The organism is Enterobacter hormaechei subsp. hoffmannii (assembly GCF_001729745.1).
Classification (GTDB): Bacteria; Pseudomonadota; Gammaproteobacteria; order Enterobacterales; family Enterobacteriaceae; genus Enterobacter; species Enterobacter intestinihominis.
In genome coordinates, this window is sequence record NZ_CP017186.1 from 2,720,679 (window position 1) to 2,733,608 (window position 12,930).

A 12,930-nucleotide genomic window follows, 5' to 3' on the forward strand; every position below is an offset into this window, starting at 1 on the left:
ACGCTGGCAACACAGAAATCAGTTTCGTTGCGTAACGATCTACGCCGGGTTGATGATGAGTTAAGGCGAGTTAACCACCCGGAAGGGAAAATGTGTAATTTACGTTAAGCTGTTAATTTTTTTCATTTAGGCCATCTTTTCAGTTATTCTTCTTATAAGAATAATTAATGAATAATTATGATAAGCTTCACACTAATGACGCATTCACCTCTTGCAGTAATGGCAGTTTCGCGGTAAAGCTGGGGAAACTTGTCATTCTGACATCAAAGGAGTGCGTGATGAGTTACTCCCATCTGCTTGTTTCAGTTGCTGTTTCTCCCGAAAGCCACCAGCTTGTCGCCCGAGCCGTATCCATCGCCCGCCCCGCCAATGCCCGCATCAGCCTGATCACGCTGGCCGCGGAACCCGAAATGTATAATCAGCTGGCTGCGCCGATGCTGGAAGATATACGTGAGGTATTGCAGGAGGAAACGCACCAATTCCTGCAAGAGTTGGTGGAGAGGGCAGACTATCCGATTCATCAGACCGTTATCGCGACCGGTGAATTAAGCGCGCATATACTCGACATCTGTCAGAAAGAGAATATTGACCTGGTTATTTGCGGAAATCATAACCAGAGTTTTTTTTCTCGTGCGGCATGCTCGGCAAAATCTATCGTTTCGTCAAGCCAGGTTGATGTCCTGCTGGTGCCTCTTGGGGGCAATTAATGCCCCCGGAGAAAATCAGGCGAGTTTAGGGAAGGTCGCGATCTTTTTTTGCAGATCACCTTCCTGATTTTGCGGCTGGATCGCGCGCAAATCGTCAATAAAACGCGCCTGCCAGCGGTTAATATCATTCTTCATGATGGTCTCCATCATTTCCGAATGGCGTGAAATACGTTCCGCAAGCGGCATAGTTAACGCACGGTTCAGGGCATTTGCCACGTCATCGCGATCGTAAGGGTTTACAATCAGCGCTGAGGTTAACTCGTTTGCCGCACCGGCAAATTGAGACAGCACCAGCACACCCGGGTCAGCAGGATCTTGTGCTGCAACATACTCTTTTGCCACCAGATTCATCCCGTCACGCAGGGGCGTGACCAGCCCGACGTCCGCATAGCGGAACACTTTCATCAGAATTTTGCGCTCAAAGTGCTGATTCAAATAGAAAAGTGGTGTCCAGCCAAGCTGCCCGTAGCGCCCGTTGATGCGCCCTGCTTCGGTCTCAAGCTGGTGACGGATATCCTGATAGGCCTGAACCTCACCGCGTGAGGTCGGCGCTATCTGGGTATAACGAATCTTGCCGTGATGCTGCGGGAATTTTTCCAGCAGGGTTTCGTACGCGAGGAATCGCTCCGGCAACCCTTTGGAATAATCAAGTCGTTCAACCGAAAAGATATTCTTAACGTGCTTGAGTTCATCCTTAAGCTGGGCAAGCTTCGGAGGCAATGGACCGGAGGCCTGCTCGGCAATTTCGTCTGGCTCAATACCAATCGGGTAGACCTCGGTATGGAAATTACGTCCCCACGCGGTGTGAGATTTGCCGCCGTGAGTGACCAGTCGGGTTTTACCGGACACGCTGTCGAGGAAGGCCAGCCTGTCGTTTTCCGTCTGGAAACCGAGCAGGTCGTAATCGGACAGCGCCTCAAGGATCTCTTCATGCTGCGGCAGTGCCGTGAAAATCTCCGGCGTCGGGAAAGGGATGTGCAGGAAAAAACCGATTCGGTTATTCACACCACGTTTTCGCAGCTCTCTGGCGAAAGGCAGCAGATGGTAATCGTGGATCCATAAAATATCGTCTTCTTCGATTAGCGGCAGCAGTTTATCTGCCAGCAGCGCATTAACGCGCATATAGCCTTCATAGGATTCACGCTGGAATTTCACCAGGTCCAGACGATAGTGAAACGCTGGCCATAGCACGGCGTTTGAGAACTCGGAATAATATTCATCATAGTCCTTCTCACTGAGTGCGAAGGAAGCCCACGTGATATTGCCCCGTGACACCTTTTTAAGCGGTTTCTCATCATTACTGATTTCCCCGCTCCAGCCAAACCAGAGACCACCCGCGGCTTTGAGGGCACCTAATACCCCGACCGCCAGGCCACCGGCACTGGCTTTTTTATCATCCGGCGGTGCGATGCGATTAGAGACGACGACTAAGCGACCCATAATGATTTCTCCCGTTGTTTTGCGCTATTTGTTGTTGTTGCTGGTTAGCGACATCAGATATCCACTGCCAGACGCTGGCGACGTTTTCCAGCCGCCATCCGGCAACGGTTTCACCCGGCCCTACCTTGACAGACATGCCACTGGCCCGGTTTACCACGCTGAACCCGGCCTCATCGGTCAGGTCATCCCCAAAAAATACTGGCGTACGCCCTTTAAACGGCGCTTCCGCCATAAACGCTGCAATGGCAGCGCCTTTATTAATTCCTGCTGGTTTAATCTCGACCACACATTTACCGGGCTGTAACGCCAGCTCCGGATGGGCTTCCGCCACGCTTCTTGCTACCGAAAAGATCGCCGCCTCATGGTGAGGCGCCTGACGGTAGTGCAGCGCAAAGGCCATGCCTTTGGCTTCCAGTTCCGTACCGGGAAGCAGTTCCAGAGCAGAAGAGAGTTGCGCATGCAGCGCCTGAACCAGCGTATCGGGGAGTGAAACTATATGCAGTTGATCATGGATATCGCGGCGCTCCGCTCCGTGCACACCGGCCAGCGGAAAGTGATAAGGACTGGCGAGCACATCCAGCTCGGCCATTGAGCGCCCTGAAATCAATGCCAGTGCCCCCTCGTTCTGTCGGGAGAGCTGCTGCAAATTCTCTAACACCAAATCCGGTACAACAACGTCGTCAGGATGCGGTTCAATCCCGGCGAGCGTCCCGTCGAGGTCAAAAAAGAAAGCAAATTTTCCGGGCAGTACAGGCGGTGCGGTTAACAAGTCAGCCACCCTAATCCTCCTTACAGTGAACAAAACAGCCATGTAAGTATAGACAGTGTGACGGCGCTCGCCATTTAGCAACCGGCCCGTCAGCATAACTGGCGGGCCGGTCAGGGGGTCAACTATGGTTAATAGTTGAGCAGATAAGTGGCTAAAAATAAATCAGACGGTACGCTTAGCTTTTTGCTTGTAACGGTCGAAGATCACTGCTGCCAGCAGGATCAGGCCGCGTACGACGTACTGAGAGAACGGAGAAATATTAAGCAGGTTCATGGCGTTCTCCACGGTCCCCAGAATCAGGATCCCCGCAACCACATATGAGATTTTTCCGATGCCGCCCTTGAGGGATACGCCCCCCAATACGCAGGCTGAAATGACAATCAGCTCATAACCGATAGAGGTCATTGGCTGGCCGCTGGTCATACGCGACGCCAGAATAATCCCCGCCGCTGCCGACACAAGCCCGGAAAGCACGAAGATAATGATCTTGGTCCGTACGACCGGGACACCCGCCAGACGCGCCGCTTCCTCGTTCCCGCCAATCGCCAGGGTATTACGACCAAAGGTGGTGCGGTTAAGCAGGAAACCAAACAGGATCAGACAGGCTACCGTCAGCCAGATAGGCGCAGGCAAGCCCAGCCAGTTGGCATAGCCCAGCGTAAAGAAGCGCTCGTCTTCAATCCCCACCGCCTTACCGTCGGAGATGATATAGGCCAGACCGCGCACGATTTGCATGGTCGCAAGCGTCGTGATCAGGGCGTTAATCTTCAGGCGCGCAATCACAAAGCCGTTCACCAGACCGCTCAGCACGCCGAGCATCAGCCCCGCCAGCACGCCGATCCACAGGCTTTCGGTCATATTGATCACCACGGCAGTGGTGACCCCGGCACAGGCAATCACCGAGGCGACCGACAGGTCAAAATCGCCGGAGGCCAGGCAGAATAGCATTCCGCAGGCCACCATGCCGGACATGGAGATGGCCAGCCCCAGCCCCTTCATGTTGATGAAGGTCGCGAAGTTTGGCACAAAAATCGCGCACGCAACGAACAGGGCGGCAAAAACCACCAACATGCCGTACTGGTCCCAGATGCGGCCAAAACTGAAAGCCGACTTCGGCGCTCCGGATGTAGTAACAGAGGACATCATTGACTCCTTACTCAGGCGACAGCCTGGCTAACTTTAGGCATGGCGAGACTCAACGCCTGTTGTTCATTCGCCTGTTCATGCAGCAATTCACCGGCAATTTCGCCTTCACGCATCACTACAATGCGGTCGGCGACGCCCAGCACCTCGGGCAGATCGCTGGAGGCGAACAGCACCGCCACGCCGCGTTTTGCCAGCTCATAGATGACGTTATAGATTTCGTGTTTCGCCCCCACGTCGATACCGCGCGTTGGTTCATCCAGCAAAATGACCTTCATGTCTTCCGACAGCCAGCGCCCCAGAATGGCTTTTTGCTGGTTGCCGCCGGACAGGTTCATGATCAGCTGTTCAGCCCCGGTAGTTTTGATGTTCAGCGAACGGATATGGTGATCAGCGTTGCGCGCCTCCCACCCGTCGTTAATCAGACATCCCGCGCGGATGAACTTGCGCCGGGCAGAGATGTTGATGTTGTCGCGCACCGAGTGCACTGGAATAATGCCTTCGGCCTTTCGATCCTCCGGACAGAGCATGATGCCCGCGTTAATCGCCTGCGCAGGCTTCTGTATATCGACCTTTTTCCCGTCGACGAAGACCTGGCCCTGGGTAATACGCGTCCCGCCAAACAGCCCTTTCATCAGCTCGCTGCGCCCTGCCCCCACAAGGCCAAACAGCCCGACGATTTCGCCGCTGCGCACCGAGAGTGAAATAGGTGTGCGCACGCCTGGGGCTTTAACGCTATCCAGACGCAGACGCTCAGGGCCGTAATCGCGCGGCTTCCAGTGGTAAATATCCCCCAGATCGCGCCCGACCATCGCCTGCACCAGCTGGTCATGATTGACCTGCTGCATATCGGTGAAGGTGCGCACGTAGCGGCCATCCTTAAACACGGTGATGGCATCGCTTAAGGCAAAAATCTCTTCCATACGGTGGGAGACGTACAGAATGATGCGGCCCTCTTTGCGCAGCTCGCGGATCACGCGAAAGAGGTTTTCAATTTCACGCGCCGAGAGCGAGCTGGTTGGCTCGTCAAAAGCGATGATCTTGGCGTTACGCGCCAGCGCTTTGGCAATTTCCACCATCTGCCACTGGCCGATGGAGAGATACTTGAGGGGCGTTTGCGGATCGACATCCAGCCCAAGGTGCCTGAGTTGCAAGCCCGCTTCATAGTTGAGCAGCGAGCGGTTGACCACGCCGCTTTTATGCGGAAGCTGGCCCAGGTAGATGTTCTCCGCCACGGTCATTTCAGGAATGAGATGCAGCTCCTGATAGATGATGGCGACGCCCGCGTTTAACGCTGCCGTGGTATCGGCAAAGGCCACCTCTTCGCCGCGAATGGCCAGCGTGCCGGTGGTGGGCGTGTAGTTGCCGCTGAGAATTTTTAGCAGCGTGGATTTTCCCGCGCCGTTCTCCCCCATCAGGGCATGAACCTGGCCGGCATAGCAGTCGAAGCTGATATCGGTCAGCGCGTTTACGCCGGGGAATGTTTTACCGATGCCGCGGAAAGAGAGATACGGATCAGACTGTTGCATAACGACTCCGTGATTCCTGTAGTGTGTACGTCAGGCCCCTCACGGCGTGTGAGGGGCGCAATCACAGCGTATTACTTACCGCCCAGTCCTTTTTTCGCCAGCTCCTCTTTGAAATTATCGCGGGTGATCAGCACCACATCGGTTACTTCGGTGAATTTCGGCGGCTCAACCCCCTTGGTCACCCAGTTGTAAAGCATTTCGCTGGATTTATAGCCGTGGACATCCGGGCTTGGCAGCAGAGAGCCGTAGAAGCCGGTCGCCTGCGCTTTAGACAGTTCGCTCACGGCGTCCACGCCGTTGATGCCGATCCCGATAATGTCCGGTGCTTTAAAGCCCTGGCCTTCCGTTGCACGCACGCCGCCCAGCACGGTGTTATCGTTCATCCCCACCACCAGCCAGTGTTTCACCTCCGGATGCTGGACGAGCATAGAGTTCGCCGCATCAAAGGCGCCCGGGATATCGTTGGATTTGGTCGGGACTTTGTAGATTTGTTTTTCCGGGAAGCCAGCCGCTTTTAGCGCGTCCATGGAGCCCGTGGTGCGACGACGGGCGGTATCCAGCTCGTCAGCGGTAATCGCCATCACGGCGGTCTCTTTTACATCCCAGCCGCGTTTTTGCATCTCTTTATAGAGCTCCTGGCCCTGACGCTCGCCGATTTTGGTGGCCGCCATCATCACCAGCGGAACGGTATCCATCGGTTTGCCTTTGGCATTCACGAACTGATCGTCCACCGCAATCACTTTCATGTCATAACCGCGCGCTTTCGCGGCAATCGCTGAACCCAGCTTTGGATCCGGCGTACAGATAACGAAACCTTTCGCGCCGCTCGCCGCCAGGCTATCAATGGCGTTAAGCGTTTTCTCGCCGTCAGGTACGGCGATTTTAATTACCTCAAATCCCAAATCTTTTCCGGCTTTATCAGCAAATTTCCATTCGGTTTGGAACCACGGTTCTTCCGGCTGTTTAACCAGAAAACCGAGCTTTAAATTTTCAGCGATAGCGGATTGTGACATAACGGCAGCCAGGCCGATGGCCGCCAGCGCTTTAGTAAATTTGTGCATGGTAAACTCCAGCTTTAGCATTCTTATCTGTAGGGAATAATGGCGAACAACTTATTTAATCGGACTTAAAACAAGGCATTAGCGCTTACCTCGTTATAAGCGTTATTGCTGGAGATAGTTTTAGCGGGAAATTAATCATCCATAAGAGAGCGACATCACACCGCAGAATTACAGTAATTGCGTACATAAATTCAGCGAAAAATGACATAAAAAAGGACGTAATTGTCCTACAAATGGAAAGGAGTTAAGCAGGATTATCCATAAGGTCAGCTAAGAAATCCCTGTAACCCGGACGCCTTAGCGTCCGGCAGAAAATTTACCAGCGGTAATAGATGTGTTCAGCATGATCGCGCACGGGGGCGTCGTCGCCCAGCAGACGCGCAGAGAGCGTCAGCGCAAAGTCAAAAGCGTGCCCCAGCCCCTTGCCGCTGATGAGGTTGTTATCCTCCACCACCGGCGCATCCACATATACTCCATCATCAACGGTCTGCCAAAGATCGCCGGAACAGACGTAGCGCCGCCCCTTCAGTAGCCCGTTTGCGCCCAGCACCCGCGCAGCCGCAGAGCAGATCGGGCAGATGAGTTTGCCGTGCTCGTCATGCGCGGAAACAAAGCGTATCACCTCCTGGTTAGCCGCAAGATTGATACTCCCCTGCGGCCCACCGGGTAACACGACCGCGTCATACAGCGTATTAGTACGTTCCGTTAAGGTACTGTCAGCAACCATGGGGATATTGTGGTAACTCACTACCGCACGGGACTCCGCGCAGGCCAGCGTTTCCACCTCAATCTGCAAGCGACGCAGGATATCAACTGTGATAATCGCTTCTGCTTCTTCAAAACCAGGTGCCAGCAGCACCGCAACTTTTGTCATCATAAACCTCTACGGGTGAAAAGATATAAAACATCGTTTCATTTTCCAGATCTGTTAGATAACAATCTTACGACGCGATCACAGAACCGTATATTGCGGGAAAATTGATTTAGCTCAAATTTGCTACAGCAGGATATATTTGCAGTTATTATTTCTGATTTAACACTTTCACAGAATTTCCCGCCACAGAAGGTTTCCTGAAACGATAAAAATGGGAAGAAATGATTTTAATATCATTAAAATCATATAGATAAAAAATATTATATCTCGTTACCTGTTTTCTGTTCTGCGCTATATTTAAATTTGTAATGTATGGTAAACACAGCCCAACTAAGAGTTTTCTTAATTCCAAGAGAAGCGTATGCTTATTTAAATCGAACACAGGACGTGAATTTTCGAGTTTGTTTACCTTGCAGAAATCTTTTTCTGTTATTCAATCGTCAGTACCTGCCGGGTCAGGTTTCGTAGCGGACATCAAGTCCCACAGTCAATAAGGATATGAGTATGACTACCCAAACGATGATGCAAAAACTGAATGCCCAGATGAACCTGGAGTTTTATGCTTCAAATCTGCATCTGCATTTGAGCGCCTGGTGTTCCAGAAAAAGCCTCAACGGCACTGCCACCTTCTTTCGTACTCAGGCGCAAAGTAACGTCACGCACATGATGCGTGTCTTTAACTTTTTGAAAGCCATCGGCGCCAATCCCACAGTCAAAGAGCTTGAAACGATTGAAGATAATTACTCTTCTCTGGAGGAACTGTTCCAGAAAACGCTTGAAGAGTATGAGCAACGCTGTACGAAGCTGAACAAGCTGGCCGATGAAGCCAAAGCGCAACAGGACATCATTACCCTCAAGTTTTTACGTGATATGGACAGAGAGCAGCAGCAGGATGGCATGCTGCTGAAAACGCTCGCAGACGAAATCCGCAACGCGAAACGCGCGGGGATCTGTCTGGAGCAGACGGACCGCCATCTTCTCGACATAGCTACCGTGCAACACCACTAAGTTCCTTCACCCGCTCCCGTCAGGGAGTGGGTGCCAACTCCCTGCTTTTGCTGACATTTAACAAATCAGATCTTGCTCCCAATGAATAACCACACATCGTGTAATGATTTGTTTAATTACATTCATTAACGAGGGAGCATCATGATCACCATTGAGTTTATTGTCATTATCCTCTGCCTGCTGGTAGGTACCCGCTTCGGCGGGATGGGCCTGGGGCTGATAAGCGGCATCGGCCTGTTTATTTTGAGTTTTGTCTTTGGTCTGCAACCCGGTAAACCGCCGGTTGACGTGATGCTCACGATCCTGGCCGTCATCGGCTGCGCGGCCACACTACAAACCGCCGGTGGCCTGAACGTGATGATGCAATTCGCAGAGCGCCTGCTGCGTAAACATCCCCAGCACATCACCCTTCTCGCGCCGTTTACCACCTGGATGTTGACCTTTCTCTGCGGGACCGGCCACGTCGTCTACACTATGTTTCCCATTATCGCGGATATCGCCCTGAAAAAAGGCATTCGCCCGGAACGGCCGATGGCGGTGGCCTCGGTGGCCTCACAGATGGCGATCACCGCCTCCCCCGTTTCCGTGGCCGTCGTTTCGCTGGTCTCAATTCTGGGTGCGCAGCACGGTATCGGCCACGCGTGGGGGATCCTCGAAATACTCGCCGTTTCCGTACCGGCCTCACTGTCAGGCGTCGCCATTGCGGCACTGTGGAGCCTGCGCCGGGGAAAAAACCTCGCAGACGATCCTGAATTTCAGGAAAAGCTGAAAGATCCGAAACAGCGGGAGTTTATCTATGGGGGAACGGAGACGTTGATGGATCAGCGTTTCCCTAAACAGGCCTACTGGTCAACGTGGATCTTCTTCGCCGGGATTGCCGTTGTGGTCCTGCTGGGTGCGTTGCCCGAGTTGCGTCCGGCGTTTGAGATCAAAGGCAAAATGACGGCCCTGTCGATGAACCTTGTCATTCAAATGATGATGCTTATTGCCGGGGCCATCATGCTGATGACCTGTAAGGTTAATGCGTCGGCCATTTCAAACGGAGCGGTATTTAAGGCGGGGATGGTCGCCATCTTCTCGGTGTTTGGCGTGGCATGGATGAGCGATACCTTTTTCCAGGCGCATCTCGACGAACTGAAAATGGCACTGGAGGGGGTAGTGAAGAGTCATCCCTGGACGTATGCCATCGTGTTGTTTCTGGTGTCGAAACTGGTCAACAGCCAGGCCGCGGCCTTAACCGCAGTCGCCCCGATGGGGTTGATGTTAGGCATCGATCCGAAAATGCTGGTGGCCTTCTTCCCGGCCTCCTACGGCTACTTTGTGCTGCCCACCTATCCGAGCGATCTGGCCTGTATTGGATTCGATCGCTCCGGCACCACCCGCATCGGTAAATTCATCATCAACCACAGCTTTATTCTGCCGGGCCTGATTGGCGTCAGCTGTGCCTGCGTGGTGAGCTATCTGCTGGTGCAGACGTTCTTTTGAGCCTTCTGTGGGCGACAGACTCTGTCGCCCTTCGACGTAAAATCAGAAAACGGTTTCTAATTTTAAAACATCGGTTTATTTTAATGTGACTCACCCTGCGGCGTGAAGCGCAGTTCAATCAGCGCGATCGCTTTCTGGATCGCGCGGAGCGTAACCGGGTCCGCCGCAGCAGGATGATTGGTGAAATCGATGTTTTTTAGCTGGGTCGACATCTTTTCGCGTACCTCAACCGGCGCGATAACGTCAATCACATCAAGGATTTGTTTAATAACCAGCTGGCAGGCGACGACGTCAGATACCAGTTCCTGATCGGCGCTCAGGTTTTGTGACATGGGGTTCTCCTTATTCAAAGGCCGCCATAGTAGCAAAACAGACGCCCTTCCATCTCCCTCTCGTCGTCCGCAGACATAAAAAAACCTGCCGAAGCAGGTTTTTTTATCAGAACATCGCACCCGGTGGGACGTCTTTAAACGTTGTGCAGTAGTTAGCCCACATGCTTTTCAGGATTTTGCGCAGTTTCATTATGTTGCTCCAGTAACGTGTTATGCAGGTGTTATTATCAATACGCTTATAATATGACCGCCATCACAAAAATCAACCATTTTGTGACCTGCATCACGGTTAATAAACCCTCAGTGCTGCCGGTTTGTTAAAAAAAGGCACGATAAATCCGCACGTTACAGACTTATAAATTCCAGTAAATTTTTATAAAATTTTTTGAGCGGGCAGGAAGAGAATGAGTGAAAACGTATCCGGCAAAGAGAGCCGTGGATTATCGCCTGCGGCACTGCTGGTGGCCGGTGCTTTCTTTATGGAGTTTCTGGACGGGACGGTGATCGCCACCGCATTGCCGGATATGGCAAAAAGCTTTGGCATACAGGCCGTGGATCTGAATATCGGCATCAGCGCCTACCTGATCACCCTTGCCGTGCTGATCCCCGCCAGCGGCTGGATCGCCGACCGCTTCGGCGCGCGAAAAGTATTTGCCCTCGCGCTGGCGATCTTCACGCTGGCCTCGGTATTTTGCGGCCTGTCCACCACGCTCGAGGAGTTTGTCGCAATGCGCGTCTTCCAGGGCATGGGTGGCGCGCTGATGGTGCCCGTGGGTCGCCTGGCCGTGTTACGTACAACGCCAAAGCATCAGCTCATCACGGCAATCGCCACCCTGACGTGGCCTGCGCTGGTCGCGCCGATCATCGGCCCGCCGCTGGGCGGGTTCATTACAAGCTATGCCGACTGGCGCTGGATCTTCTTTATTAATGTGCCGCTGGGGATAATCGCCATTTTGCTGGCACTGCGAATCATTCCGGACCTGCATGAAGATACGCGCCGACCGTTTGACTTGCCGGGTTTTGTGGTCACCACCCTTGCCATGGTGAGCCTGGTTTATGCGATGGAGTTGATGGGCGCAGAGCCTCTGCGGACAGAATTAACCGCCACGCTGTTTATCGTCGGTGTCGTCGCGTTGAGCCTGGCGCTTCGCCACTTTAAGCGGGCAACCTGGCCGATGATCAGGCTCGATGCGATGCAAGTGCCGACGTTTCGCGTCACCCTGTACGGCGGATCGCTGTTTCGCGCCTCCATCAGCGCGGTTCCGTTCCTGTTACCGCTGATGTTCCAGGTCGGCTTTGGCATGGACGCGTTCCATTCTGGCCTGCTGGTGCTGGCCGTTTTCGTAGGCAATCTCACCATTAAACCGGCGACGACGCCCCTGATCCGCAGCCTGGGGTTTAAGCGGCTGTTGCTGATTAACGGTTCACTGAATGTCCTGGCGCTGCTGGCCTGCGCCTTTCTTACGCCGCAGACTCCTGTGTGGCTCGTCATGCTGATCCTCTATCTGGGTGGCGTTTTTCGTTCGATCCAGTTTACAGCCATCAGTACGCTGGCCTTTGCGGATGTACCCTCGGCGCAGATGAGCTATGCCAATACGCTGTTTTCAACCGCAACGCAGCTTGCCGTGGGACTTGGGATCACGCTCGGGGCAATTGGTATTCGTATCGGGGAAAAAGTCAGTGAGACGATGGGGATTGCCGGCATGCCGGGAATGAGCTTCCGGCTGGCATTTGTGGCGATCGCGCTGATCTGCCTGGTGGGAATGGTTGACACGCTGCGTCTGACCAAAAATGCAGGCAGCGCGGTATCATTGAAAAAGTAAGGCTCTGTGCCGGGCGGGCAACGCACCGCCCGGCAATGGAAATCAGCCAACAATACCGCGCACGAAGGCTTCGATCTCTTTGTCCTGGCAGTTCTCGAAGAAGCACTGCTGGAAGCGCTGGCCTGAGACGGCGGTTTTAACCAGCTCAGGATCGATTGCACGCAGGGTATCCAGATAGTTTTCTTTTACCACCGCCGCTTTCACCTGGTTCAGAATACCGGCGTTACGCACCTGCGGCTCCTTACGCTCTGGTGGATAGCCTTCGCCATTGCGTCCGGTAAACGCTTTCTCAAAAATAAAGCGTACGTTCAGTTCTGCCCCCCAGCCGAAGCCCTTCGCAAACGGCAGAGAAAGCGCGTTACCGTTGTTGATTTGCGCGAACAGGAAAGCATCCGCAGGATCGATGCAGTAACCGCAAATCACACCCGGATGGATGTTCAGGGACATTAACGCGCCCTGCCCGGTACCGCAGCCGGTGACAACAAAATCAACGGCTTTAGCGTTAAGCAGAATGCTCGCCATGATGCCCAGGTGAATATAAGTGAGATGATGATCGTTCTCATCACTCATACCGACGTTATAGACCGGGAAACCTTTCTCATCAGCAACGGCTTTCAGCTCATTAAGGATGATGGGATTCTTAGCGGCCTGGCTGTTTTCCATCATCAGTGCAATTTTCATCTTGTCTCTCCTGAATGCATGGCGGGCGATCCCGCTGTGGATACCTTTTCAACTTAACCTTACTATCAAACAAACGCA

13 protein-coding genes are annotated in these 12,930 nt (G+C 53.3%); 4 read left to right on the forward strand and 9 right to left on the reverse strand.

Translation table 11 applies throughout. The features are described 5' to 3' along the window. The first annotated feature begins 278 nt into the window (after positions 1-278). Positions 279-707 carry a universal stress protein UspC gene (gene uspC, locus BFV65_RS12790; RefSeq protein ID WP_022648513.1) on the forward strand — a complete coding sequence of 143 codons (429 nt, stop codon included), beginning with the start codon at positions 279-281 and terminating at the stop codon, positions 705-707. Positions 708-722: 15 nt separating this feature from the next. Here uspC and otsA read toward each other — a convergent pair whose 3' ends face one another. The 6 genes from otsA to BFV65_RS12820 all read right to left on the reverse strand — a co-directional run bounded on the left by otsA (position 723) and on the right by BFV65_RS12820 (position 7,523). After that, the gene (gene otsA / locus BFV65_RS12795) at positions 723-2,147 is read right to left on the reverse strand and encodes an alpha,alpha-trehalose-phosphate synthase (RefSeq protein ID WP_069596722.1); all 1,425 of its coding nucleotides are present in this window, start codon (positions 2,145-2,147) and stop codon (positions 723-725) included. Beyond that, the gene (otsB, locus tag BFV65_RS12800) at positions 2,122-2,925 is read right to left on the reverse strand and encodes a trehalose-phosphatase (protein WP_032676180.1); all 804 of its coding nucleotides are present in this window, start codon (positions 2,923-2,925) and stop codon (positions 2,122-2,124) included. The genes otsA and otsB overlap by 26 nt, the downstream gene beginning before the upstream one ends. Positions 2,926-3,078: 153 nt before the next feature. Then, entirely contained in the window at positions 3,079-4,059 is a 981-nt protein-coding gene (gene araH / locus BFV65_RS12805) for an arabinose ABC transporter permease AraH (RefSeq protein WP_022648516.1), read from the reverse strand. Positions 4,060-4,073: 14 nt separating this feature from the next. Beyond that, on the reverse strand, positions 4,074-5,588 hold the full coding sequence (gene araG, locus BFV65_RS12810; RefSeq protein ID WP_069596723.1) for an L-arabinose ABC transporter ATP-binding protein AraG: 1,515 nt from the start codon (positions 5,586-5,588) through the stop codon (positions 4,074-4,076). Between the two features lie 71 nt (positions 5,589-5,659). Then, the gene (gene araF, locus BFV65_RS12815; protein ID WP_023300466.1) at positions 5,660-6,649 is read right to left on the reverse strand and encodes an arabinose ABC transporter substrate-binding protein AraF; all 990 of its coding nucleotides are present in this window, start codon (positions 6,647-6,649) and stop codon (positions 5,660-5,662) included. Positions 6,650-6,965: 316 nt separating this feature from the next. Continuing rightward, positions 6,966-7,523, reverse strand: a complete 558-nt coding sequence (locus tag BFV65_RS12820; protein ID WP_069597105.1) for a DJ-1 family glyoxalase III — start codon at positions 7,521-7,523, stop codon at positions 6,966-6,968. Between the two features lie 504 nt (positions 7,524-8,027). Between BFV65_RS12820 and BFV65_RS12825 the strand changes: the two genes are divergently transcribed. Both BFV65_RS12825 and BFV65_RS12830 read left to right on the forward strand, forming a co-directional pair. Next, the gene (locus tag BFV65_RS12825; RefSeq protein ID WP_022648520.1) at positions 8,028-8,531 is read left to right on the forward strand and encodes a non-heme ferritin-like protein; all 504 of its coding nucleotides are present in this window, start codon (positions 8,028-8,030) and stop codon (positions 8,529-8,531) included. Positions 8,532-8,672: 141 nt separating this feature from the next. After that, a complete protein-coding gene (locus BFV65_RS12830; RefSeq protein WP_022648521.1) occupies positions 8,673-10,016 on the forward strand; it encodes an anaerobic C4-dicarboxylate transporter in 1,344 nt (447 codons plus the stop codon). Positions 10,017-10,096: 80 nt separating this feature from the next. Here BFV65_RS12830 and BFV65_RS12835 read toward each other — a convergent pair whose 3' ends face one another. Further along, positions 10,097-10,348 carry a DUF2766 family protein gene (locus BFV65_RS12835; RefSeq protein ID WP_003859683.1) on the reverse strand — a complete coding sequence of 84 codons (252 nt, stop codon included), beginning with the start codon at positions 10,346-10,348 and terminating at the stop codon, positions 10,097-10,099. A gap of 106 nt (positions 10,349-10,454) precedes the next feature. Further along, positions 10,455-10,538: a stress response protein AzuC gene (gene azuC / locus BFV65_RS23160; protein ID WP_003859682.1), complete on the reverse strand. Its 84-nt coding sequence runs from the start codon at positions 10,536-10,538 to the stop codon at positions 10,455-10,457. A 214-nt stretch (positions 10,539-10,752) separates the two neighbouring features. On the opposite strand from azuC, the gene BFV65_RS12840 reads away from it, so the two are divergent. Further along, positions 10,753-12,171, forward strand: a complete 1,419-nt coding sequence (locus BFV65_RS12840; protein WP_069596724.1) for an MFS transporter — start codon at positions 10,753-10,755, stop codon at positions 12,169-12,171. A gap of 42 nt (positions 12,172-12,213) precedes the next feature. On the opposite strand, the gene BFV65_RS12845 is transcribed toward BFV65_RS12840, so the two are convergent. Continuing rightward, entirely contained in the window at positions 12,214-12,852 is a 639-nt protein-coding gene (locus tag BFV65_RS12845) for an RpiB/LacA/LacB family sugar-phosphate isomerase (RefSeq protein ID WP_003859680.1), read from the reverse strand. Positions 12,853-12,930 lie beyond the last annotated feature (78 nt).